The 24,449-nt window shown below is 51.5% G+C and carries 26 protein-coding genes and 1 pseudogene; 8 read left to right on the top strand and 19 right to left on the bottom strand.

The window, feature by feature from the left end; all coding sequences use genetic code 11:
• Positions 1 to 14: 14 nt before the first annotated feature.
• The 11 genes from XI25_RS12215 to XI25_RS12170 form a co-directional block, all read right to left on the bottom strand.
• Positions 15 to 1,265, bottom strand: coding sequence for a glycosyltransferase (locus XI25_RS12215; protein ID WP_046678809.1), 1,251 nt, complete (start codon positions 1,263 to 1,265; stop codon positions 15 to 17).
• Positions 1,266 to 1,275: 10 nt separating this feature from the next.
• On the bottom strand, positions 1,276 to 2,418 hold the full coding sequence (locus tag XI25_RS12210; protein ID WP_052759571.1) for a hypothetical protein: 1,143 nt from the start codon (positions 2,416 to 2,418) through the stop codon (positions 1,276 to 1,278).
• Positions 2,406 to 2,819, bottom strand: coding sequence for a hypothetical protein (locus XI25_RS12205; RefSeq protein WP_046678808.1), 414 nt, complete (start codon positions 2,817 to 2,819; stop codon positions 2,406 to 2,408). Before XI25_RS12205 ends, XI25_RS12210 begins: the two co-directional genes overlap by 13 nt.
• A gap of 39 nt (positions 2,820 to 2,858) precedes the next feature.
• Positions 2,859 to 4,352, bottom strand: coding sequence for a glycan biosynthesis hexose transferase WsfD (gene wsfD / locus XI25_RS12200; RefSeq protein WP_046678807.1), 1,494 nt, complete (start codon positions 4,350 to 4,352; stop codon positions 2,859 to 2,861).
• 38 nt (positions 4,353 to 4,390) lie between these two features.
• Positions 4,391 to 5,521 carry a glycosyl hydrolase family 8 gene (locus XI25_RS12195; RefSeq protein WP_152669122.1) on the bottom strand — a complete coding sequence of 377 codons (1,131 nt, stop codon included), beginning with the start codon at positions 5,519 to 5,521 and terminating at the stop codon, positions 4,391 to 4,393.
• Between the two features lie 39 nt (positions 5,522 to 5,560).
• Entirely contained in the window at positions 5,561 to 6,568 is a 1,008-nt protein-coding gene (locus XI25_RS12190) for a glycosyltransferase family 2 protein (RefSeq protein WP_046678806.1), read from the bottom strand.
• 440 nt (positions 6,569 to 7,008) lie between these two features.
• On the bottom strand, positions 7,009 to 8,343 hold the full coding sequence (locus tag XI25_RS12185; RefSeq protein ID WP_046678805.1) for a DRTGG domain-containing protein: 1,335 nt from the start codon (positions 8,341 to 8,343) through the stop codon (positions 7,009 to 7,011).
• Between the two features lie 271 nt (positions 8,344 to 8,614).
• Positions 8,615 to 8,899 carry a hypothetical protein gene (locus XI25_RS12180; protein ID WP_046678804.1) on the bottom strand — a complete coding sequence of 95 codons (285 nt, stop codon included), beginning with the start codon at positions 8,897 to 8,899 and terminating at the stop codon, positions 8,615 to 8,617.
• A gap of 128 nt (positions 8,900 to 9,027) precedes the next feature.
• On the bottom strand, positions 9,028 to 9,375 hold the full coding sequence (locus XI25_RS12175; protein ID WP_046678803.1) for a YlbF family regulator: 348 nt from the start codon (positions 9,373 to 9,375) through the stop codon (positions 9,028 to 9,030).
• Between the two features lie 75 nt (positions 9,376 to 9,450).
• Entirely contained in the window at positions 9,451 to 9,810 is a 360-nt protein-coding gene (locus XI25_RS34560; RefSeq protein ID WP_235439842.1) for a DUF445 family protein, read from the bottom strand.
• The gene (locus XI25_RS12170) at positions 9,756 to 10,616 is read right to left on the bottom strand and encodes a DUF445 family protein (protein ID WP_235439841.1); all 861 of its coding nucleotides are present in this window, start codon (positions 10,614 to 10,616) and stop codon (positions 9,756 to 9,758) included. The genes XI25_RS34560 and XI25_RS12170 overlap by 55 nt, the downstream gene beginning before the upstream one ends.
• Before the next feature lie 139 nt (positions 10,617 to 10,755).
• Between XI25_RS12170 and XI25_RS12165 the strand changes: the two are divergent.
• The 7 genes and pseudogenes from XI25_RS12165 (at position 10,756) to XI25_RS12140 (ending at position 17,448) form a co-directional block, all read left to right on the top strand.
• Positions 10,756 to 12,127 (top strand): annotated as a pseudogene (locus XI25_RS12165) (YheC/YheD family endospore coat-associated protein).
• A 15-nt stretch (positions 12,128 to 12,142) separates the two neighbouring features.
• Positions 12,143 to 12,688, top strand: a complete 546-nt coding sequence (locus XI25_RS34555) for a YheC/YheD family protein (RefSeq protein WP_235439840.1) — start codon at positions 12,143 to 12,145, stop codon at positions 12,686 to 12,688.
• Positions 12,685 to 13,263, top strand: coding sequence for a YheC/YheD family protein (locus XI25_RS34550; RefSeq protein ID WP_235439839.1), 579 nt, complete (start codon positions 12,685 to 12,687; stop codon positions 13,261 to 13,263). The genes XI25_RS34555 and XI25_RS34550 overlap by 4 nt, the downstream gene beginning before the upstream one ends.
• On the top strand, positions 13,260 to 14,633 hold the full coding sequence (locus tag XI25_RS12155; protein ID WP_046678802.1) for a YheC/YheD family endospore coat-associated protein: 1,374 nt from the start codon (positions 13,260 to 13,262) through the stop codon (positions 14,631 to 14,633). Before XI25_RS34550 ends, XI25_RS12155 begins: the two co-directional genes overlap by 4 nt.
• On the top strand, positions 14,630 to 15,739 hold the full coding sequence (locus tag XI25_RS12150) for a YheC/YheD family endospore coat-associated protein (RefSeq protein ID WP_235439838.1): 1,110 nt from the start codon (positions 14,630 to 14,632) through the stop codon (positions 15,737 to 15,739). The genes XI25_RS12155 and XI25_RS12150 overlap by 4 nt, the downstream gene beginning before the upstream one ends.
• A 79-nt stretch (positions 15,740 to 15,818) precedes the next feature.
• Positions 15,819 to 16,376, top strand: a complete 558-nt coding sequence (locus XI25_RS12145; protein ID WP_235439837.1) for an N-acetyltransferase — start codon at positions 15,819 to 15,821, stop codon at positions 16,374 to 16,376.
• Positions 16,333 to 17,448: a YheC/YheD family endospore coat-associated protein gene (locus XI25_RS12140; protein WP_046678801.1), complete on the top strand. Its 1,116-nt coding sequence runs from the start codon at positions 16,333 to 16,335 to the stop codon at positions 17,446 to 17,448. Before XI25_RS12145 ends, XI25_RS12140 begins: the two co-directional genes overlap by 44 nt.
• 154 nt (positions 17,449 to 17,602) lie before the next feature.
• Here XI25_RS12140 and XI25_RS12135 read toward each other — a convergent pair whose 3' ends face one another.
• The gene (locus XI25_RS12135; protein ID WP_046678921.1) at positions 17,603 to 18,292 is read right to left on the bottom strand and encodes an HAD family hydrolase; all 690 of its coding nucleotides are present in this window, start codon (positions 18,290 to 18,292) and stop codon (positions 17,603 to 17,605) included.
• Positions 18,293 to 18,382: 90 nt separating this feature from the next.
• Positions 18,383 to 18,517: a manganese catalase family protein gene (locus XI25_RS34545; protein WP_235439836.1), complete on the bottom strand. Its 135-nt coding sequence runs from the start codon at positions 18,515 to 18,517 to the stop codon at positions 18,383 to 18,385.
• Positions 18,518 to 18,649: 132 nt separating this feature from the next.
• Between XI25_RS34545 and XI25_RS12130 the strand changes: the two genes are divergently transcribed.
• Positions 18,650 to 19,411 carry a hypothetical protein gene (locus XI25_RS12130; RefSeq protein WP_046678800.1) on the top strand — a complete coding sequence of 254 codons (762 nt, stop codon included), beginning with the start codon at positions 18,650 to 18,652 and terminating at the stop codon, positions 19,409 to 19,411.
• Between the two features lie 86 nt (positions 19,412 to 19,497).
• On the opposite strand, the gene XI25_RS12125 is transcribed toward XI25_RS12130, so the two are convergent.
• The 6 genes from XI25_RS12125 to yfkAB all read right to left on the bottom strand — a co-directional run bounded on the left by XI25_RS12125 (position 19,498) and on the right by yfkAB (position 24,372).
• Positions 19,498 to 20,067, bottom strand: a complete 570-nt coding sequence (locus tag XI25_RS12125) for a manganese catalase family protein (RefSeq protein WP_046678799.1) — start codon at positions 20,065 to 20,067, stop codon at positions 19,498 to 19,500.
• An 86-nt stretch (positions 20,068 to 20,153) separates the two neighbouring features.
• Positions 20,154 to 20,429 (bottom strand): spore coat protein CotJB, encoded by a 276-nt coding sequence (locus XI25_RS12120; protein WP_046678798.1) that lies wholly within the window; start codon positions 20,427 to 20,429, stop codon positions 20,154 to 20,156.
• A gap of 3 nt (positions 20,430 to 20,432) precedes the next feature.
• Entirely contained in the window at positions 20,433 to 20,654 is a 222-nt protein-coding gene (locus tag XI25_RS12115; protein WP_046678797.1) for a spore coat associated protein CotJA, read from the bottom strand.
• 152 nt (positions 20,655 to 20,806) lie between these two features.
• A complete protein-coding gene (gene ytvI, locus XI25_RS12110) occupies positions 20,807 to 21,838 on the bottom strand; it encodes a sporulation integral membrane protein YtvI (RefSeq protein WP_046678796.1) in 1,032 nt (343 codons plus the stop codon).
• A 32-nt stretch (positions 21,839 to 21,870) separates the two neighbouring features.
• Positions 21,871 to 23,208 (bottom strand): hemolysin family protein, encoded by a 1,338-nt coding sequence (locus XI25_RS12105; RefSeq protein WP_046678795.1) that lies wholly within the window; start codon positions 23,206 to 23,208, stop codon positions 21,871 to 21,873.
• A 24-nt stretch (positions 23,209 to 23,232) separates the two neighbouring features.
• Positions 23,233 to 24,372, bottom strand: a complete 1,140-nt coding sequence (gene yfkAB, locus XI25_RS12100) for a radical SAM/CxCxxxxC motif protein YfkAB (RefSeq protein ID WP_046678794.1) — start codon at positions 24,370 to 24,372, stop codon at positions 23,233 to 23,235.
• Positions 24,373 to 24,449: the final 77 nt, after the last annotated feature.

Genomic DNA, 24,449 nt, shown 5'->3' with positions numbered 1-24,449 from the left:
CCAATCTTCAACTATCAATAACGTTCGGTTTTGTACCATTTTACTTCCCGTTTGAAAATCGTATCTTTGATAAAATTGTAGAAACCGTAAGCGGCCACAACCATCCATAACTGACAGTAAGAAATATACATCAGCATAATGATCCACAGGTTCGATAACCGCATTTCGCCCTTTTCCGTAATCAGGGTCACATAGGTGCCCGTCACGAATAAAATGACGGCAAGCAGCCACAAAAACGAGCCCAGTCCTGCAATCGTCGTATGCACGTAGCCAAGGGCATGCAGTATAAGCAGCGCGTCAGACATGATAAGCGAGGTCAGCAGCAGAAAATAGATCGAAAGAAAGTAAAGGAGATCAAAATGAATTCGCTTTGCCGACCGGTTAAAAAGCAGCGGGAGATTTTTAACGATCACATATATATTCCCCTTCGCCCACCTGGTTCGCTGCTTGAACCATACCTTTAGCGTCTGCGGCTCCTGCTCCCACGTGACCGACTTCGGTTGGAACTTGATGCGGTAGCCCATCATATAGATGCGAAAGCTGATCTCCGTATCCTCCGCAATCGCCTTGACGTCCCAGCCCCCGATTTCCTCAATGATCTCTCGACGCATAATAAAATTAGTGCCGGGAATCGTGCACAGCTTAAAGAGCTTCCACCGTCCCGCCTGAGCCATCCACTGAAAAGACAGGGTCTCGATGTTGATGAAGCGCGTCAAAAGGCTTGCATTGCGGTTGCGCGTGCGGAATTTGCCGATAACCGCTCCAAGCGTCGGGTCATGCGCGATCTCCCCGACCAGATAACGGAGTGCCGTCTTTTCCGGTGTATTGTCAGCATCGTAAATGGCGATATACTCGCCCTTGCTTTGCTTAAAGCCAATGTTCAGTGCGTTCGATTTCCCTTTTCCCCCCGTAACGTTATCCGTGTTTATAATGGTCAGTTGGCGCGTCGGGAATCTGGCCTGCAGCCTGGCAAGCAATTCGCTGCTGTTATCGCTGGAATTATCGTTTATTACAATGATTTCATAGCGATCAGGCGGATAATCGAGCGCAAGCAGCGCCTCTACCGTTTGGGTAATGACCTTGCCTTCGTTATGGGCGGGAACCATCAGCGTGACGAAGGGAACGTCATCCGGAAGCGGAGGCACCTCGCGTTTTTCATTTTCTATATAGTACAGATAGCCGGAGATGATCAGGACCACGTTGACCAGCAGCAGCGACCATATACAAACGACGGCAATCAGCATCAAAATGTCTACAACGGTCATGACTGCCTCCTTACTTGTAATATTTCCGTTTATACATGCGATTTCCAATGATCAGAAAGACGGAGAAGACGACCAGGGTAATGAAGATAATGACGATAAAAACCATGTTTTGAACATTGAACCAGGTTTCAAAGCTCTTCCGTTCCTGCTCTTTGTATACATAGTCGGAGCTGGCCTCTTGCCGGTCCGCTTGAATCCCCAAGCGTTCTCCGTTGAGCAGGAGGGAGCCGAGCTGCGACTTGAGCTCATAGGTTCCCGTATGTACCGTGTGACTTCCATTCTTGTAATCTTCAAAGGTGATCCAGCTGTTCTTGAGCTCTTCGATCATGGTCTCAAGCTCCGATTCCTTCTGAACGAAGTTCAAGGTGATCGCAGTATCCACGGGAGGCGGGTCTATCAAACGGCCGTCGGCAAGGTAGCGCTGGAGGAATTCGGGATTTACGCTGTACATTGAGGATGAGAACGCTTCGGACCGGTTCCGCTTCGCCTTAGGCATCGGACGTTCGTCCGGAAATAGAATGACGGAGTCGAAAAATGCCATCCCTTCCGAGACGTAGTGGTCGTCATAGGACCAATACATCTCGGTCCCCATTCCGAGCGGTACGATGCCCTCCGCGGCCAGCACATCGATAAAATGCTCCATCTGACGGTACAAACTGCGGTCAAGGTCCTGGATCGTAGATGCCACGACAGGCGCCTCGACAAGGATGGTACCGTTGCGGGACTGCATGTATTTCAAGGCGTTCATATAACGCTTCATGGCCGGATAATCCGTATTGCTGAATACCGGGTGCACGCTTGCGATGAACGGGATGCCGGCTTCAAACAGCTCGTCCGACATCCGCTCAAGCAATGCCAGGTCCGAAAAAGGATAAATCTCTTTGAACACAAGATAGTAGTGGCTCTTCTGTTCCGGCTGTATCCAGTCCTTAAGCAAGTAGGACAGAGCCATTTCGCTTAACCTGTCCTTTTGCATGAAAGGAACGTAAGCATGCGTGCCCTTCCGTACCCCATAGGGGTAGCTTTCGTCCGATTGATGCACCTTTAACGTACCGTACTTGCGGGCTTCGGCTTGCATCGAATCGAATATGTATGGAACGCGAACCGACTTCTCAACGAACGGGCCGATTGAAAAATCCGCTACCTTCCCCACGGCCCGCACCTGAAGTCCCAGCGTCTGAGCCAGCCTGTCTCTCGGCCTTTCGCAATATAGAGAATGTCCCCTTCATAGGTTTGCAAGTCTCTCGTAAAGTCGCTTTGCTCCTCCATCAGATCCAAACGGTTACGGACTTCGATAAGCTTGGAATACTTCTTCATCGAGCCTGCCATATAGGTATCGACCGACTCGGCCGTAACCTGGACCCGAAAAGCGGCGAGCAGGCGTTTCAAAGCCTCCACATTTCCTTCCTGCATCGTCCCGATGCCCAGGCTGTCATACACGATCAGAACCGAAGAAGGGGAAAACTCCCGATCCGCTCGCACTGGTTCCGGGAAGTTCAGACTCAGCATGAGCAGCACCAGCAGTCCAACGATTCCGCGACGGTTTCGCCTCACTCGTTACTCCCTCCTTCTTCCGGTTTTTTCTTACTTCATTTAGTCAGCGGCAATCCCTGGCTTGTTCTGCCACAAATTCCGGCATATCGCATCCGATACCGCGGTCAAGGTAACCAGGTCAAACGCGGCGGTAAATAAAAATTCATGCTTGGACAAGTCCGCATCCCCCGCACCGATAATGGAAACGAAGATTCCCGACAGCCCCATGAACATCAGCATCAGGATCAAAGGCAGCCGAACCATGCTTCGTACATGCCTCGCCTTAATAGCAGCGATGAAATGAGGAGCATAGATTCCCGTAATGACCAGCATCCAGATCACGATAAACCCAAAAGTCTTGGGTGCCGATGCTCTCTTCAGCTCGCTGTACCCGGAAAAAAACTTCGTCTGCTCTCCAAAGGGCTTTCCGACGGACTTCTCGTAGTTCCCCATCGCCGGCGGGCGAATGGTGAACGCATTTTTGGCAGCCAAATCCAGCATTTTCACGGCCTGCTGCGGATTCGACATGTAATAACCAAGAATCGACACGAAACCATAGTGCTTATAAAACTCGTCCTCAAGAATTGGGGAATTCACGTCCACGGTCGTGTAAGGCTCGTAGTAGATGCTCTCATTGAGGATGGCGTACTGTCTGTCGATGCCAAAGGATTTCAGTGTAGCTTCGGGGTTTTCGGATTGCATCAATACCCCGCGCGTCATGGCATGGTATTTGTTAATGTTGACGAACTCCTTCGGAATCAGTGCATACGTGGCAACCCCTGCCAGCAGCAGGAGCGCAAGCGATGACGCAACCAAGGCTCGATAGCTACGCTGCTTGCGTACATAAATAAAGACGATGCCCATGACTGCCATAATGATGCCGACGGGCGCATTTTGCTGTTTGCTTGTCGTAAGCAGCAGACCGTTCACCAGGAAGATCGCCATCATCGTATAATCGGAATATCGTTTGCGGAACAAGAGCAATCCGGAGGCAAATATGTAGAGGAGCGAAATCCAAACCATGCTTTCACTGAAAAACGAGTTGAAGAAGGCCGTATAAGCGGAATCTGCAAATAAAAACACGGCCAGAACAGCCACGATGTAACCATATTTCGGAGCCATTTTCCACGTTAGCGCTTCTACCATCAGATAGACGGCTACCGCATATAACAGGGTCAAAAGCGCCCCTTGTACCCGAATGTCAAACACCTGCGGGTTAAACCACTGATTAATCCAGATGCATAGGCGAATAAGCAGCGACTGGGAGGAAAACAAAGTGGCCCCGTTCTCATTGAAGTACTGAAATATGCCGAACTGCTTGTTGAAATAGCCCAGGTACAAGCTGTCATAATCAGGGGCATTAAAATACAGCCCATTGCTGTACAAAATACGGAAATAGTCTCCGTTATCAGCCATCCCGATGTACGGCGGCACGAACAGCGCGATGACGGTAATGATCGACACCATCAAGGCTGCCAGCAGGGACGGCGAAACATAACGGCTAAACATCGTTATCCTGTCCTCAAGCTTAACCATCCAACGTGCCTTTGCCATGGTCCAATCCACCACCTTTCGCGCTCACCCTGCCCTCGCTAATGAGCATAAGCAAGCAATGCCATCAAATTATCGAACGAAAACGCAGTCTTCGTCACCGGATCGCCAAAACCGCCGTCAAGCGGGCTTTTCCCATCCATGACCCGGAATTTCTCCATCTGTTTTATGCTGTCCTCATACAGTTCGGCATCCTGGACCTCCGAACCGATCATGGCCGTAATGGCATAAATGGCCGTGGATTGAACATCATTCAACGGGGTGCCGTTCCGGTCATACTGGCCGTATAACGTTCCTTTCCGCACTTGCTCTTTTAAATAAGCGATACTTTCGGTACGCTCGAGGCCGGCCTCCGACAACGCAAGGATCGTCAGCAGGGACTCGACGGTGCGGATCTCCTCTGAACGGTATGTATCCGTATCATATTGAAATCTCGTTTCGTAAAAAGGAAATGAGTCCGACAAGTAGCCGTTTTGCAAGATTTTCTGCATGTTGCCGATCAAAGCCGACTTCTGCTTCGCAGGGACAGGGAGCTGCTTCAGCGTCGACAGGTCAATATAGCATAATGTTACAAAATCGTTGGTGACCCGATATGTTTCGTCATAGAAATCGTATAGTTTGCCGCCCTTTACGTTAAAGTCAAAGAATCGTTTTCCGTAGGCGTCAGCCATTTCGACATATTCCTGACGATCAAAATGGTTCCCCGCTTCATGCAAAGCTCTGATGATGCGAAGATCGTCGACTGCAGCATTGATCGCATACTTTTTGTCATGCTTGGGACTGTACCGGTAACTAAAGCCTGACGGAAGCTCAAAGACACGCTTTGCGAGCTCCCATTCCGCTTGGAAGGCATCCCGCTGATTCGTTAACGCATAATACCGCATCAGCAGACCTGCCGACTCGCTTAACACCTCATGTCCCGTTGCAACCGTATCCGCCTGGCCGCTGTCCTGGAAATTCGTATGTACGCCATAAGGCCCATATAAATTGCGCGTTACGAATCGTTCCGTCTGCTCCCGGTGTTCCTTGAATTTCGACGGATCATGATCGAACGACTCATGCTTAACCACAGGCTTGTCCGGTTCTTCCTCCCCGTTCGGCACGTTGCCGCACGAGACAAGAACATTCAGCAGCAAAATGCAGCACATACCGCGTGTCCAAAAGCTATTCACCGTCTTTTTCCCGCTCAAGCCTGCACTCAACTCTCTTCCTCATGATTTGGAAACCAGCTCATACGCGGCGGTTTCCCCTTGAAGCGCCTGCTTCATTTTCGACTCTTCACGTGGATAATGAACCGTCTCCCTGACAATATACGTAGGTCTGTTTTTGCTTTCATCATAGATTCGCGCGATATATTCGCCAATGATGCCAAGCGACAGCATCTGAACACCGCTAAACAGCGTAATTGCCGCCATAAGAGACGTCCAGCCCCGCTCCACCTCGGGCAAGTCAAGCAGCTTCGATAACAAGGAGTAAACTAGCACGCCGATGGCGAGAACGACCGTCAAGAACCCCATCCGGGTAATCAGCTTTAACGGCTTGGACGAAAACGAAAAAATTCCATCGGAAGCAAATGATATCATTTTTCGCAGCGGATATTTGGTCTCGCCGGCGGCCCGTTCATCCCGGTCATATTCCACAAAGGTCTGGTTAAATCCGATCCAGCTGATGATCCCCCGGATAAATTTATTTTGCTCGGTCATTCGATTGAAAACATGCACGACCTTCCGATCGATCAAACGGAAATCGCCCGTGTCCCGCGGAATGCTTGTGTCTGACATGCGCTGAAGAAAACGATAGAACAACGAAGCCGAAGCACGCTTAAACAACGTTTCGCCTTTGCGCTTTTTTCGTTTCCCGTACACGACGTCATGTCCTTCCTCCCACTTTTCCAGCATGCGCGGAATCACCTTAGGAGGGTCCTGCAAATCAGCATCGATAATGACGACGCAATCCCCCTTCGATTGATTGATCCCCGCCGTTACCGCTGCCTGATGGCCAAAGTTCCTTGCAAAATCCACGATCCGGACATGACCATCCTGCCTGGCAAGCTCATCAAGTATGCTCAGCGTGCGATCCTTGCTGCCATCGTTTACAAAGACGAGCTCGTATGTATAACCTGTGTCGACCATCACGTCCGTTAATGCGCGATAGCACTGCCTGATAACTTCCTCCTCATTATAAGCAGGGACAACTACCGATACGCACTTATCGTCCATCTCTCCCACCCCTTATAGTTCTTATGAACTTGAATGATGATTAGGTCTTCACACCCAAAAAACATGTAACACCTATTAAACACAATGACTTTGAATATATTTTGAATTAGAATAATTCTGATCTAAGCTGTATCACCTACAATATAACATATGAAACTCCGACAGCCATCTACATATCACGGTTTTTAATGACTTATTCACCCTTTTTTCGTCACTTTTCTTTGATTTTCATTTGTTTTCATAAATTTTCATATTTTTTCTTTTTTTATTCCGAACAAAACTCCATGTAGACCGTAAGAACTATTTCATTTCAGGCTATCTTTGCAAGCGGAAAAGCGGCTTTTTCCCCTGACGGGAATAAGCCGCTTTTCCCCATACAAACGACTAAGAGCTTTGGAACAACCCTGAAAGGTAAAGGTCAAATTCCGCTCTTGCCCTGGTTATCCCTGGTCGATCGCCTGGAGCGTCATCACCGATTTCGCGATCAAGCTGGAGTGGTGGCTGATTTCGATTTCCATTTTGCACGTCCGCCGACTCATCTCCAGAAGACGCGGCATGACCACGATCGGATCCTCGATTTGCACCGGACGGATAAAATAGGTGGACAGGTTGTCCAAAACGTAATCGCCGCCAGTGATATCCTTAGCCGCTTTAAACGCAGCCTGGCTCATCACGGTCGTCAGAACCCCTTGCGAAATGGTCCCGAGGTCCGTGGCCATTTGGGGCGTGATAAACCCGTGAAAGAACAGCATGCCTTCCTCGTCGCGGTCCTCCGCAAAGCCGTTCCATATCAGCTGATCAAACGTCTCACCCAACTGCGGCTGGTTCCTGGCGTTGCGGAGCGCCTTCAGCACTTCCTTCCGCGTAACGGTAGCCACCAGCTTCCGGTTCCGGTCCACGATCGGCAAAAAATCGATCCCTTCCCACATCATAATCTGGGCTGCGGAAGCGAGCGACGTCTTCAGGGTGGCGGTCACGGGATTTCTCGTTATCGCCCGTTCTATGGCCTGGGTGTCCGCCAGCCCCTCAACATCCTTTGCCCCAACGATGCCGATCACGCGGTTCCATTCATCCGTGACCGGAAACCGCTGCTCTCCGCTTTCCTTGGCCATCGCTTTCAGCTCCTGGACCGTCACGGAATTTTTCAGGGCGTGGATTCTCGGCTTTAAGCCGGCAATGTCTTCCACCAACATGATTTTTTTCTTGATTAACCGGTCGAAAATGGCTCGGTTGATCATCGAAGCCACCGTGAACGTATCATGGCGGGAGGAAATGATCGGAAGTCCCAGTTTGTCGGCGAGCTGCTTCACCTCGCGGCTCGTTCCGAAGCCGCCGGTAACGAGCACGCCCGCTCCCTGCTCCAGGGCAAGAACATGCGCGTCCTCCCTGTTCCCGACAATCATCAGGCTCCCGGCATCGATGTAACGGACCATCGCCTCCACCTTCATGGCGCCGATCACGTATTTATGCAAACTTTTATCCAAACCCTCAGCTCCGCCAAGTACGTGTCCCTCCACAATGTCAACGACATCCGAAAAGGTCAACTGCTCGGAAATATTGCGGGGCTTCCGCTCGACCCGGACCGTTCCGATCCGTTCCTTCGTAACGACGATCCCCAGCGATTCCGCCTCCTTAACCGCACGGTATGCCGTGCCTTCGCTGACGCCAAGATCTTTGGCCAGCCGGCGCACCGAAATTTTCGTTCCGACCTTTAAACTTTCGATGTGCTGTACCAACTGCTCGTGTTTGGTAATGGTCTCGTCCCTCACATCCAACTGTTACACCCCCCTGATCCAATCTGTACCATACTGTATTCATTATATCACGCTTCGGCCAAGAACATAACTTCCTTCTCCGGATAAAATAGAAACGATCTTCGTTTCTATTTCCAAATGGTTATGGCGTAACGGCAAGAACGAAACCCGCCACTTCCGAACGGCAAATTTGCTTGCGTCATGCATTCCTGCACCTTCTCGCCCGCCCAAATAAAAAGAGGGTCCCGGCTCTCTGTCGAGCTGCCGGAATCCCCCTTGCCACCTGTTTCATTTATACCTCCTGACCCTTCCGTTCCTCAGGCCATTTCAGCTGCCACTGCTTGATTTTCTCTTTCCGGATTTCATCCAGTGCCTTCTGCTTCGCTTCATCCACGCCGATCAGAATATGCAGATGCGAGGCGATAACAAGCAGTGCGAATCCGGCCCATACGGCTCCGAACAGCGCAGCCCACGAAAAACCCCCGGCGAACGATATGCTCGGCAGCGCATATACCAGCATCCCGAGTGCGACGATGAGGTACACCAAATGTTTCAGCTTGCTTTTCTTTTTTTTCATTGTATGCAGCTCCTCTATTTTCTTCATATCATCTATATTTCTACTCTATGAGAAGCCGGTCCAAATTATGAGACAAGATTATGGGGAGAAACAAAAAAACCGCGGCACAAGGCCGCGGCTTGCAGGAATCAGGACTCTGCAGGTCCGTATAAATCCTGAAGGCTGTCGGAGATGATTTTGTTTACGTCTTCGATGATGGTGCTCAGCCGGCGCTCCGCATCGAACAAACGACGGATGTTCAGGTTCAGGCTCAACACCTCGAACAGTTTCTCCATCTTCTCCATTTCTTCCTGCGAAGGCATATCCCCGGACATGATCCGCTGCTGGATTTCCATCTGACGCTGACGGAAATTGTCAAGCATCTGCTTGCTTTCGGCATCTCCTTCAATCAGCTTCATCGCCGATGTAATTTCCTGAACCTCCTGGCTTTCTTTCATCGCTTTCGCCAAATCGTGCGCCTTGTCGTAAATGTTCATATTTGTCCTCCCCATCAGCGGCCTTTGCCGCTTCCCGTAGCTTTCTTGAAGCCTTCCGGGTTCATTTGATTTTTCCTATCTCCACATCAGGGTAATCATCGACTGGAACAGCCCGATCACCCCTCCCAAAAGCACTCCGAGCCATGTGATGGCTCGGAATTCCCGGCCGGATACGCTCAGAATCACTTCTTCCAACCGTTCAATCGGGAATTTTTGGACCTGTTCCTGAACCAAGGACGGAAGGTTGACCGCCTTCATGGCCGCAGGAACGCCATTTTCAAGTAAACGGAGCCCTTTATCCACCCATGACGGAAGCGAGGCTTCCAGCTGCGGCAGCCCGGGACCGATCAGCTCGGCCAGCGTGACTCCCTCCAAACGCTCTATCCAGGAACTCCACGGAACCGTTTCCTCGAGCTTCCGGAGAACAAAGTCCAAGGCAGGCTCTCCCGCGGCGCCTCCATTAAACCGGCAAAGGGCATCTCCCCGTACTGCTCAAGCTTCCCGGATACAACGGAAGCAATCGTCTTGCGAACCTGCTCCCCTTCAAGCTGCCCGATCAGCATCGGCGTCAGCTTTTGAACAAGCTTATCCTCGTCGACAAAAATCGCGGCCATCGTGCCCAAAAAGCCTCCCGCCTTATCCAGCATGGCCGCGGCCATTTCTTTCAGCAGACGCTGGCCTTCGGCGGACAAAAGCGTATCTCCCAGCTCCTTCAGCACGGCTCCGGCAGCCGCATCGCTTAAGCGGTCACGCTTCTCCTCCGACCAGCCGGGAATCAGTTCTTTCAGGGGTTTATCCTGAAGTCCGTACTCCGACCATAAAGCCGCTGCGCGGCGCGAGGCAAAAGCTTTGGCGGCATCGGCGGCACGCTCCTTAAGACGGCTCCACTCTTCCGCGGACCACACCCTCAAAGCAACATCGCCCAGCGTTAGCTCGCTGGCCGCCAAGGAATGAAGCTGACGCCTGACGGTTTCTTCCGCTTTGGAGCGGAACAGCGGCTTCCGGATCATTTCCTGAAGTCCCTCGCTCGTCACGAGATAATCGGAAACGACCTGACCAAGCGACTCCGCGATTTCTTCCTTTCGTTTCGGGATAAGTCCCGGCGTGAAAGGCAGCCTGCGGCCGCGAATCCGGATTTCCTCGCGCGGATGAAACAGCATTTTTATGGCAAAGTGATTCGTAATGCCGCCGACGAACGCGGCAACGGCCACGTTCACCAAAATAAAGAGCCAATTCTGCATGGCTTATCTCCTCCCTTTTTCCAAAACCGTACAATCACCAAGGGATTTATGTCCTCATATGATAAATTACATGCAAAATGTTCAGATGAGGTCCTGTCTGTCCATTAGACATCAAGTTGTAGTCGGAAGGAGATCCGAGATGTCCAAATCCAAGATATCGGTACAATTGATCCGCTCAGGCACGCTGCCGGATAACGATATCAGGCTTGGCGAGAGACTGGTAAAACTGCTCCGGATCCCAGCAGAGCAGCCCATACACCTTGCCTTCGGCTCGTACAAACAGGAAATACGCGTCGTTCCCGGAAAAAAAAACGACTGGACTCCGCATCAGTTCTTCCTTGTCGAAAGACTCCGGACTTCTTCCCGGATCGGTTGTGAATGTCAAATACGACGCCGCCGAAAAAAACCTTCGGGTCGGCCCCGTCATCGGAGTCATGATAAGCCGTTATGATCCTGGGACGCCTGATAAGCCCTTTGGATCGATCTCTTCTTTTTGCATGGAAATGATCGACGCCAGCCGGAAGCTGGGTGCTGTCGTCTTCTTTTTCTCCCCCGACATGATCGGACAACAATTGTCATCGCTGGAGGGCGTTTGGTATGACCAAGGATGGAAAAGAGGCCCCGTACCGGTTCCGGATGTAATCAACAACCGGCTGCCCACGCGTAAATTGGAGAATAGTCCTAGCGTACAGCATTTTATGAAAGAAGTAAAATCGAGATTCAACACCCCTATTTTCAATGAAAAATTTCTGGATAAGACGGAAGTGTTCGAAGCGCTAGGCAGGGACGAGAAGCTAAAAAAATACTTGCCGGAGTCCTATTTGCTGAAAAGCTATCCTGTCTTAAAAAGAATGTGCGCCTCCTATCCTACGGTATTTCTGAAGCCGGTCCGCGGCAGTCTCGGCAAGGGCATCATCCGAATAACCCGTCAGGACGACGGCACCTTTCAATCCGTGACAACCTCGCCCGAAGGCACCAAGTCAAAACAATATTCTTCGCTGTCGAAACTGTTCAATAGCCTTTCCGGCAAAATCCAAAAGAATCGTTACCAGATTCAGCAAGGGCTAAACTTGATCACCATTAATAAACGGAATGTCGATTTCCGTGCACTCGTTCACAAAAACAAAAAAGGAAAATGGAGCGTGACCTCCGTCGTCGCCCGAATTGCCGGAGGGAACCATTTTGTCTCTAACCTGGCCCGGGGAGGAACGCTTTCCGGCGTAAAAGAGACGATTGCCATGAGCAAAATTCCTTTATCCGCCAAGAAAACCGCTGCCAAGCGGATGGAGCAGGCCGCCCTGGACATCGCCAAAGGATTGGAAGCCGCGATTCCGGCCCACTTTGGGGAACTCGGGATCGATTTAGCCGTGGACACCTCGGGGCGCATCTGGCTGCTGGAGGTCAACTCCAAACCTTCGAAGAGCGACAACGCACCGCTGAACAATGCGTATAAGGTGCGGCCGTCCGCAATTCGTCTGGTTCAATACTGCCAATATTTGACCGGCTTTTAAAAACAAGGAGGTCCTATGCCCTCTGAATATGTTGGAACACTCGGCGTCATGGTATGCCGGAGAACGGGTTCACCGCCTTTTGCGGAACGAGAGTATGTTCGTGAATTGTGCCTGGCCTCTTCCAAGCTGGGTCTATCGGTTTATGCATTTATCCCCGAACTGAAGCCTTCCGATCCCGATGCAACCGGGGGAAAAGTTACCGGTTACACGTACAGGCAGGGTCGATGGGAAACGGGACGGTTTCCGGTCCCGGATATGATTTATGACCGCTGCCTGTTGAGGAACGCCAAAGAAAAGACGGCGGCGGGCATGGCTTTGCAATCGCTGGGCAGACGTGCTTTTCTATGGTCCCGCGGCCTGCCGGGGAAAGCAAGGGTTTATTCGCTTCTGAAGCGGGAAGCGTCGCTTTTGCCGCATCTTCCGCATACGCTGGCATATACCGGCAGAGAATGCCTGAAGAGGGCATTGTCCCGCTTTGGGGGAGAGCTGTTCATGAAACCGAGCGGCGGTTCGCACGGCAGCCATACCTTGTATGTGCGTGTATCCGGCGAAACAGCTTGATTCAGGGAAGAGACCGAGACAACTCCATATTCAAATTAACGCTCCCTGTCGGGGAATTGGCCTCCTGGATCGAACGTTTTACCGGAAGCAGGCGGTTTCTGATCCAGCCCTTCCTGCAGCTGACCAGCCGCGAAGGCAAGCCTTTTGATGTGCGGGTATTGGTCCAGAAAAACGCCAAGGGCCGATGGATGACCACGGGAATGGCTTTGCGCCAAGGACCTGCCGAAGGAAAGACCTCCAACCTTCACGGCGGGGGCAAGGCGGTGCCCGTCCTTCCCTTTCTGGCGACTCAATTCGGAAGCCCGGCATCCGCTGAAATCTTGGCTTGCCTGGAACGGCTGAGCCGCCTTGTTCCCCCGCTCCTGGAGAGCGGATTTGGCCGTCTGGGCGAGCTTGGCATCGACTTCGGAGTGGACCGGGACGGGAAGGTATGGCTGCTGGAGGTCAATTCGAAACCGGGGCGGCGGGCGTTCAGGCAAACCGGGGACATTCTGGCAGCAAAACTGTCCGTGGAGAACCCCCTCCGGTACGCACGATATTTATTGCTTCGACAACTTAGGAGGGTTAATACATGAGTTTGACTTTCAGTAACGTTCATTTTTCGCAGCAGCCCGAAAAAGTGGTCTATATGTCCGGCTCGCTCATGAGAAACCTGGGTCTTGCAAATCGGAAACAAATCAAGCTTCGCCTTGGCAGCGACGTCGTTTCGGCCTTCGTCAAACCGGTTGGGCGATCCGGCGGGCATATTTATCTCAGCACCGGCATCCGCAATCAAATCCATGTGCCGAGAAGCGGACCCGTTTATGCTTACAGCCCCGAGGCAGGGGAAATCCGGCTCGGTCCCGTCGTCGGCGTGTTATCCGACGGCTCCGCCGATTCGGCAAGCCCTTTTTCCTCGCGAACGGGTTATATCCGGCAGCTGCTGCGCGAAGGAAATAAAAAAATGTTTGTTTATGCCTTTGCACCGCGCGACATTAACTGGCAGCGAGAGACCGTCTATGCTTACATGCTTGGGTCAAACGGGCAGTTTATCCGGAAAACCGTTCCCCTGCCTGATGTTGTCTATAACCGGTTGCCGAGCAGGCGAACCGACTTCTCCCCCTTTACCAATCAGCTGAGGGACCGTTTTAAACGCAGGAATATCCCATTTTTCAACTGGGCTTTCTTCAACAAGTCCGATATTTACAATCAGCTGGAAAACGACGTTCAGGCCGGCCGATATGTTCCTGAAACCCATAACAGCCCAGTTCCCGAGCGGATTAAGGATATGATAGAACGGCACCGGTTCGTCTACTACAAACCGTCCGGAGGAAGCCTGGGAAACGGAATATATCGGCTTACCTATCATCCGAAAAAAGGCTATTTTGCCCGTTACAGCAATTCCGGAGGGAATACGCTGCTTAAGTTTCCGACATTCGCCAGCCTGATGCGCATGCTTCAATCCAAACATGGCTCCAGTCTGAAAAATTACGTCATCCAGCAGGGCATCCGGCTGATCGAGATTGACGGATGTCCGATCGACTTCCGTTTTCACATGCATAAAGATGGAAAAAACCGCTGGGTCGTGGTCGGGATCGGAGCCAAGAAGGCGGGACGCGGCAGCGTTACGACCCACATTAAAAACGGCGGATCGCTCATGACACCCGAGCAAGCACTGAGCCGCGTGTTTGGCTCTAAGGCCAAGGAGGTTCTGGATCGAGCGAAAAAAACCGCGGTTACGCTGGCAGAGGCAATCGAACAAAACCAGTCTAACGTCCTGGCGGAAATCGGTTTTGATATCGGAATCGATGAGAATGAAAAAATCTGGATGTTTGAAGCCAACTCCAAGCCCGGAAGATCGATTTTCAGCCACCCCTCCCTGCGGGTGGAAGGAAAATCTTCCGTAGAGCATATTTTTGAGCATTGCCTGTATTTAAGCGGGTTCTACAGGGGGAATGACTCGTGATCAGCCGCCATGAGGAGGATGCCAAACCCGTCGTCGCGATTCTGACGATGCACGATTCCATTCGGATGTTCAGGGGAAACCGGCAAAACTTCTACGAAATCATCAAAACAGGCAAGGAAATGGGATACCTGGTTTATGTGGTCACCGCGCGCGATTTGAAGCTGGATTCCTCCCCGGTTCGGGGATTCCTCCCCGGTTCGGACCCTCATACCTGGGAGCAGAGGCTGTTTCCTCTGCCCCGGGTTATCTACAACCGGATTCCTTACCGGGAGGATGAGATGAAGCAGCCGGTCCGCCGGAAGATCGAAGCATGCCTGCGTCACCCCAATTTGGATATCTACAACCCTTACTTTTTCAACAAATGGCAGCTGTTCGGATGGCTGAACAAATCAAGGTTGACCCGAAAATTGGCACCGATGACCAAACGCCTGAAGGGTCTCCCTTCCTTGCACGATATGGTGAAGCGTTCACCGTATCTTTATCTCAAACCGGAGGAAGGCAAGGCCGGCCAGGGGATCATGAGGTTGAAATGCCAGAAGAACAAGCCTCTGCCGTACCGCCTCCAGATCCAGAACAACAAAGACAGCGTAACCTATAAAACGGCTTCCCTTGATCGTCTCTGGGAAAGAATTTCCCGGGAAACCAAAGGCGAGTCTTACCTGCTCCAGCAAGGGATCGAGCTCGCTTCCCAGCATGGCCGCCCTTTTGATCTTCGTATACTCGTACAGAAATCGGAGCATGGCATTTGGAGCATAACCGGCATAGGTGCCCGGATGGCAGGAGCCCAAAGCATCACCACGCACGTTCCTCGGGGCGGAACGATCGAGGATCCGGAAAAGCTGCTGCCCGTCATTTTCGGTACCGAGCAGACCGCAGCGATCCTTAACAAGGTCAGGAGCGCGGCCACCCATATTGCCAGACAAATCGAAAAGGGCTCACGCCTTTCCCTCGGCGAGATGTCAATGGATCTAGGCGTGGATACGGCCGGAGAGCTTTGGTTTTTCGAGGCCAACTCCAGGCCGATGAAATTTGATGAGCCGGCTATCCGCAAACGTTCGCTTGAACGAATTTTCCATTACTGCGGATACCTGATCGGGAACAAATAGCGGAATTCAAGATTTGGTCTTGAATTCGCTTCGTGATCAAAAGATACTTTATGAATAACCTTTTAAAGGAGGGGATTATATGGAGATCGGATCCGTCTTTCCCTCAAATCCGGCGGAATGGCCGGACATCCGCCGGCAATGCTATGAGTTTATGCGGCGTTTCGGCAGCAAAAGACTTACCGTCGAAGGCTGTTTTCACTTAAAAACGCTGGCGCTTGACCGGCTGAAACAGCCCGGAACAGCCCTCACTGCCGTAACCGTACGCGGGGAGCAGGGGCGGATGCCGATCGGCCTCTCTTTTGCGGCAGGATATGGACAGACCGCCTGCCTTGTTGCCGTACATCCGCTGTACCGCGGCCGGCGCATCGGGACATCCCTGCTCCTTTACCAGCTGTCCCGGCTCGGCCGGCTGCGCTGCAAGGTCGCTGTTGACAATATAGCCAGTCTTCAGATGTGTTTTCATGCGGGCATGCGGGCGATCGCACTGGAAGCTGGTCCGACAGGAAAACCGACGCTTGTGATGGCTGGACGATCGGATGAATCCGTTATGGATTGTTTAAACGACTCAGACTTTAAGCAAGAAGGTGACCGCTGTGTCTCAACCCGTCTTAGGAATTCTGACCTTATATTTGAATGACCGGAAAAGGCTTGAGGAGTTGCCTGTCTATGAACGAATGATCGCCGAAGGCCGTGAACTGGGGTTGGATGTATTTGTATTCACTCCGGCGGATGTCGATTCCTCCAAGGGAATGATCCATGCACTGGAGTTCAAACCGGATACGGGCAGGTGGTCAAGGCGATGGCGTTCGTTTCCCCATATGATCTATGACCGCTGCCGCATTCAAAAAAGCGCACGCTTTCAGCAGCTCCTTCGCTTCCGTTCACGTTACAGCCATCTCCTTTTCTTGAACAGGCCGCTGCGTAACAAATGGACCGTTCATCAGGCGCTGCATGCCATCAAACGCTTTAGGCCCTACCTTCCGGATACGGTTCTGATACACGGCATCGGGGACGTTAACCGGATGCTGCAACGGCATCCTACCGTGTATCTTAAGCCCATCAACGGCACAGGAGGCCGGGGCATTTTGCGCATCACCCGGAATTCCGGTCCCCAAGGTCATTACGATATTCGCGGGCGAAATTCAAACCGAAATATTATTACGCCCAGAAAACTGCCGGCGCCCATGCTCGGGTCCTACCTGTCCCAATGGCACGTCAAGGGGAAATACTTGGTCCAGGAAGGCATCCACCTTGAGCTCCCCAACGGCAGAGTGCATGATTACCGGATGCTGGTCCAGAAAAACGGTTCCGGCGAGTGGAAGGTCACGGGCTGCGTGGGACGGGTCGGAGCGCTCCATAGCGTCACGTCCAATTTGCACGGCGGCGGAAGAGCCATGGCTATGGACGAACTTCTGGAAGAGTGGATATCCGACCGGGAGAAGCAGGAGAAAATTCATGCCGAAGCATCGGAGCTGGGGGTGGACGTTGCCCGCTTCCTGGAGGAAAAGTACGGTGCGCTTTGCGAGCTTGCCCTGGACCTCGCCGTGGATAAAAACGGCCGGATCCTTCTGTTGGAGGTAAACCCGAAGCCATCCAGGGAGGTTTTCTCCCAAATCGGCGACAAAGCGTCATATCGGGAATCGCTTGTGCGGCCGCTGGAGTACGCATTGTGGCTCTATAGCCAAAAGAAGCAGGCAAAGAACGCGTAAAGCCTGATTCATTTTGCCCTCCTCGACATCGGCTTTCAACCGTCGCCCCGCTGCGGTTTTGTCCATAAGAAAGAGCCCTGCCTAAAAAGCAAGGGCTCTTCTTTAAGATATCTGCTTTGAGAATACGTCGATAGACGTTTTTCTTTTACCGGGTTTACCCGGTGGAGTTAGCATGCAGCTCCAATAACTGCGGGAACGACGTAATGATGGCATCGGAGCCTTTCAGCTCCTGATCCTTGCCGAAACCGGCGTACTGGCAGCCGATGACGGTTTGTCCGTTTTTCTTTCCTGCCTCGACATCGGAGGAACGGTCGCCGACCATCCATGCCTTTTCAATGCCGTGGTTCTTGAGCAGCAGTGCTACGAGATCGACCTTGCTCGCCGTTCCATGCTCACCGGCACTATAAAGACCTTCAAAGAGATAACTCATGCCCCGGGCCTCGCAGATCCCCTTCACGTAGTGCTCCAGTCCGTTGGACGCCACAAACAATCTGACGCCGCGCCGCTTCAACTCCTCCAGCGTCTCCACTACCTCGGGATACAAGACGGCATCCGAGCCTTGCAATCCTTCCAGCTCCAGCTGAAGGAGAAGCTCGTCCGCACGCTTGTGCGCTTCAGGCGTTCCCTCGGGCAGCACCCTTTTCCATATATCCTCCAGCAGCATTCCCAGGCTCCCAAGCATCAGCTGTTCGTTCGGGGTTTCTCCGCTGTGATGTCCCTCCTCCCGCAGGATGTCGAATAATTTGTGATAGGCAGGCAAGAGCAGCGTTTCGGTCTGAAACAACGTTCCGTCCATATCAAAAATCATTGCCTCCGGTTTGACCAGCTTCCCGTTTCTCTCCATCTCTTTTGTCCATCCCTTCATTTCCATGGTGATTTTTGTCGTTTCTCCCCCCATCATAATGCAAGGCGATTCCCCGCGCAAACCATAACCTCACTCCCATAGCGATAAGAGAGGGATATTTGACGAAATCAGCACATCGCATATGAAAGGATCCTGGATGGAAATGGTTGCGATCATTTCCAGGTGGGCGAATTCTTCTGCACCATTATCGTTCATAACATTCATTCGTTTACTTCCAAATATTATATGTTCATCTGTTGTGTGATGCGGCTTTTATTATCTTATCTTGTATAGAAATATTTTCCTAGGTCTGTTAGACTATGCTTGTCATATTATCTCATAATTGGGGGAATCAAGTTGAAAAAACCGACCTATCAAAAATGGCTGTTTGTGGCTGTGATTGCAGTGCTCCTCACTGGTGCCTTAGGATGTTCAAATGGTCCTAAGCAGCAAGCCGATCCAGTATCGCAGCAGATAGAAAAAATAACTGGACCAGATAAAGAAAAATTCAACGAATTGGTCAAGGCTGTTGAAAAAAATGACCTCAAAGAAGAAAAACTTTATATTTCGTTTGGTGGAAAAGACTTTGAGGAGTTAAAAAAGGAACCCGCATCTAAAAAAGCTAAACCCAAAAAGAAAACTGAACAAAGCTCAAAACCAGGCGATATCGGGATGAATGTTGAAGGTTTCCGCAAGGCATTTAATTCTACAGCCAAAAGACTGAACGTAGACATAACACTTGGAAAGATAAAAGTTAAAGATGGTGCCCTTCAGGATACTTTTTCTTATAAAATAAGTGATTATGTTTATCTTCTGGGTAGTGTAAATAAATTGGATGGAAGTGTGAGGGAGGTAGCAATGGTCGGCGCTGAAGACGGCAGCCCGCAATCCGGAACGGATATGTTGTTAACCATCGGATTATTGATCGCTTCCACGAATCCAGATTTAACATCAGAGGGACGTGCAGGGGTACTTCGGGATATAGGATTGCTTTCAAAAGGTGTTGACGTTACCAAACTGAGAAAATCGACTACACGTAATGGAATTAAATATACATTTAGGGGGTCAGAAGAATTATTTGGCCTTTGGTTCATCGTTTCAGATGCAAATGAAAAGTAAAAAAGACCATGCAGCCCTTAGCCAGCATGGTCTTCATATTTCCAAATGCTTGGGAATATGATTTATCTCTTTTGCAAACAAGTCCATCAAAAAATCTTTTTCTTATCGCGGTCCTCTTTGATGATCTCCACCGCTTCCCTGAACCGGATGGCATGGATGATCTCCCGCTCCCGCAAAAATTTCAGGCCGTCCTGAAGGTCCACGTCGTCCGTCATGTCGATCAGCCATTGGTATGTAGCGCGTGCCTTCTCCTCTGCCGCGATGTCCTCGTACAAATCCGCGATCGGATCGCCTTTGGCTTGAATATAGGTTGCCGTCCACGGCACGCCCCCCGCATTTTCGTAAAACAAAGCCTTGTCATGGTTTGCATAGTGAGGACCCAAGCCGGCGGCCTCGAGCTGCTCCACGGTGGCATCCTTGGTGAGCTTATATACCATGGTTGCGATCATTTCCAGGTGGGCGAATTCCTCGGTCCCGATATCGTTCAACACGCCGATCACCTTATCGGGAATCGTATACCGCTGATTCAAATAACGCAAAGCCGCCGCTAATTCCCCATCCGCTCCGCCGTATTGCTCGATCAGAAACTTCGCCATCATGGGATCGCACTTGCTGACTCTTACGGGATACTGCAGTTTTTTTTCATACACCCACATGGGATACCAACGCCTCCTTATATTGGGCTAGTTTTAGCGGCTGCCGGCAGACCGCTTCGGCCGAAAGCGTCCAGCCTGCGTCACCGTTACACCTGCCAGGGCCACGGGGTCTTGGGCCATTCGAAAGGATGCCTCGAAAAAGCGTGCCCGAAATTCATCAGAGGTCCGTACAGTTCTTCGAACTGTTTGGCGAGCATCATGCGCTCCTGCGCAAGTTTGTTGTACTGCTCAATGCTTTTTAGGTCATCCGGATGGGTATTCAGGTACAAATTCAGCTCGACCAGCACGAAATCAATAGCCTGAAGCTGCTCTAAAAGTTCATAATACCGGGGGTCGCCGGCCTGTGGTCTTACTTCTTCCATGATCTACTCTCCTTTCAGTTTTCGGGATTCGTAAGGACTGTAGAGAGAAGGCCACAATGTTCCGTGTTTCAACGCTTCCGCCGGGCTGAACTGCGGGAGACCGGCCGGCTGAAACACAATATACTGGTTCACGGGCACTACGTAGGATCTGTATGGCAGCGGAGGGCAAGGGTCAAACGGACTGCGGTACGGGACATACACGCGTTCCTCGGCGTTCGGTTTCATATCGGATTCCTCCTTCTTTTGAATTCGGTTAAGGGGCAATGCGTTCGCTCTTCGTAACTAACATATGTCATCCGCCCGGAAAATGAACTCCGGAAACAGAAAAAAACCCATTTTCCCGCACGGTTCACGGAAAAAAAGGGTTTTCGTCGTTATTAAAACTTGATTTTGATCTGGAATAAGCCGGCCTTGCGCATTGCCGAATACAAGATAATGACCAACGGGCCGATAAAAAAACCGATCACCCCGACCAGCTTAAACCCGACGTACATGCTGATCAAGGCGGGGAGCGCGCCGATTCCGACGGCATCCCCGATCACTTTCGGTTCCAGCACGCGGCGGATGACCGTGATGAGGATAAACAGGAGGATCAGGCCAATGCCCGTGAAGTAATCGCCGACGACCAACAGATAGATGGCCCACGGCACGAGTACGGACCCTACGCCGAGGATCGGCAAAATGTCCACGATCGTAACCAGAAGCGCGATGGCCAGCGGATAATTGACTCCCAGCACGAGAAGTCCCGTCAACGTAATCACATAGGTAAACGCGCTGAGGATGAGCTGGGCCCGCAAAAAGCCGAATATCGATTTTTTCAGGCTGCCCAGCACTTCGTCCACCTGGCTTTGCGACGATTCGTCAAAAAAAGACAGGACGCTGTTCCGCATGGTGTCCAGGCTGAAGCTGAACAAATAGAGCGCCACAAAAAATACGATGGACGTTACAAACAGATTGGGCAGCATTTTGGCAAAGGACAAAAACGTGGACGACAATGTGTTAACCAAAGACTCCAGGTAAGAGGAAATATTCGACATGAAAGATGTCAGGCTGTCCGCAAGACCCGGCGATATGCCGTTCAGCATGTCCTCTGCCTGGATGATCGTATGCTGCAAAAACTGGTTGGCCCCCTTAAAATACTGCGGAGCCTTGCTCCAGTATTCCACCAGCTGGGCAAAAGCCTGAAGTCCCATCAGGTAAACGACCAGCATCAGCAGAAACAGAAACAGCGTGTTCGTGATCGTTACAGCAGCGGCACGGTTCATCCGTGCCCTTTTCATTAATAGACGGTTAAACGGCTCCAAGGAGATGGCAAGGATCAGCGCCAACAGAAACGGTGCCCCTACGGTAAACATTCCATAAATCAAGAAAAGCCCCAGCGCGATAAAAACCAACTGTTTCCCGGACATAACTCACTTCCTCACCTATCGTAATCCCTACCCTATTGATCCGTATTTCCTGTTGGGGTTCCTGCGCGCTTTTTATGAATAATGACCCGGGTCACGCGGAGGCGGGAAGATTCCTCAACCTCGAAGGTCACGCCGTCAAAAACGATCTTTTTGCCTTTGGCCGGGTTTCCTTCCAGCTCTTTAAACAACCATCCCCCGATGGAGTCCACCTTCTGCTCTTCAATGACAACCCCCGTCAGATCGTTCACGTCTTCAATGAGCATCCGGCCGTCGACGGAAATGACGTCCCCTCGGATCTCCACCTCCGGACGCTCGTCCTCGAACTCGTCATATATATCGCCGACGATTTCCTCAAGGATCTTCTCCGCCGTCAGAATCCCCGCCGTTCCGCCGTACTCGTCGACGACCAGCGCAAGCTGCTCATGCCTCTTCTGCATCAGGCGAAGCACGTGGCTGATCTCCATCGATTCCGGCACGTCCATGATGGGCCTGACCAATGAAGCCAGATTCTTCTGCTGCTCCGGATCGGCCATAAGCAAATCGGTTATGTGGATAAATCCGATAATCCGGTCCTTGTCCTCCACGGCAACGGGATAACGGGAGTGCTTTGTTTCGTTCATGATTCTCAGATTCTCTTCCAGCGGAAGATTGGCGTACAAGACGTCCATATCCGTCCGCGGCAGCATGATCTCTCTGGCCAGCAGATCGGAAAAATCGAAAAGGTTGTCCATCAGTTTCATTTCATTCTCGTCGATGACGCCGCTCTTGGCGCTCTCGTTCATCAGAATGCGAATCTCTTCTTCCGAATGGGCCGCTTCCGCCTCGCTCACCGGCTGAATGCCAACCATACGCAAAATCCCGTTGGCGGATTTATTCAGGAGCCAAATGACCGGAAGGAACAGGCGGTAAAACCAGAGCAGCGGAGCGGACAACAGCAGTGCCGTTCCTTCCGTCCGCTGAATCGCCAGTGACTTCGGGGCAAGCTCTCCCAATACTATATGCAGAAACGTAATGATGCAGAAGCCGACCGCTACCGAAATGGACGAAATCAATACCTGATCGGTCATTCCCAATTTGTGCATCAAAGGCTCCACCAGGAGTTCCGAGATCGCGGGTTCCCCGATCCAGCCGAGTCCAAGCGACGTCAGCGTAATTCCAAGCTGTGTTGCGGATAAATAGGCATCCAGCTTCCTGTTGACCTTCAGGGCCACGCCGGCAAGCATGTTGCCCTCGCTGACCAGTTGGGTAAGCCGGGACTGGCGCATCTTGACGAGTGAAAATTCCGCGGCTACGAACACGCCGTTTAACAGAACAAGCAGAAATACCAAGAGCAAATTCAAAATCAGTTTCCCGACCTCAAACTCCTCCATTGCCATACGCCTTCTTTCCGGATTCTAGTTTGTCAAAGCTCTTCTCGTTTTAAAATCAATGCCCTTATAGTACATATCCGCAACGAGAAGATTCGGACCGCAGCAGTTTGCGGCGTCACAATGGCAGTTCACCGTCTGATTCAGCGGATGATCCGTCGACCATGCCGTAAATATATCATCCAGCTTCTGCTCTTTGATGTTTCCAAAAGGAGGAATATCCGCAAAGTCGGTCACGTAAACGTCGCCCGAAAACAGATTGACGTTGACCCGGTTCCGTCCGTCGGGATCATTGCGAACCGTTACGTTCCGCTCGGAGCGAAGACGACGGATCAGCTCCTGATCGCTCCCGTCGCTGCTGCAGGAGAAAAACGGCAGCGTGCCGAACAGCATCCATATGTCCGGATCCCGGACATCCAGCAGCCGATGAATGGCCGTCTTCATATCGTTCAAAGACAATACGGGCAGCGAAGCGGCAAAGTTCGAAGCATACATCGGATGGACCTCATGCCGCCGGCAGCCCATCTGCCGGATCAGCTCGTGGATTCCGTCCAGCTTGGCATGGGTCCGGTAGTTGATCATCGATTCGGCCGAGATAAACATCCCCTCACGGCTTAGCTTTTCGGCATTGACCATCATGGTGTCGTACAGACGATAGGCCGCTTCTTTAGATACCGGATGACCGCTGTTGGCAAAACCGACCTCGTGAAAGTCATCCCCGTTTAGATAGTTGAACGAGATATGCATCACATCCAGATATGGCAGCATCTTCTCGTATCGTGCGATGTCCAATGTCAGATTGGAGTTGATCTGCGTGCGGATGCCCCGTTCTTTGGCATATTTGAACAGCGGTACGATAACGTTGTCCACCGTTTTTCCCAGGAAAGCAGGCTCCCCGCCCGTAATGCTGATCGTCTGCAGATGTTCCACTTCGTCCAGCCGCTTCAGCATGATATCCAGAGGAAGCATCGGCGCTTCCTTCATCACCAGCATATCGCCTACCGCGCAGTGCTCGCAGCGCATGTTGCACAGATGGGTAACCGTCATCTCTACGCTGGTCAGTACATGCCGCCCATGCTGGCGCAGGGAAACGATCGGATCCCAAGGATCATAACTGGGAGAAATCCGCTTTAAGACGGGTTGGTTCGACTTTGCTGTATTACTCATTGTTTTCCACCTTTATTTCTTTTATTAACCGAATGTTCCAATTACAATCGATCTATATGTTGCTTGCACATGGTGCA

It is taken from the genome of Paenibacillus sp. DMB20, assembly GCF_000987955.1.
Lineage (GTDB): Bacteria > Bacillota > Bacilli > Paenibacillales > Paenibacillaceae > Paenibacillus_AQ.
Note: the sequence above shows the minus strand (reverse complement) of the source record. Positions and strands in the feature narration are given on the sequence as shown.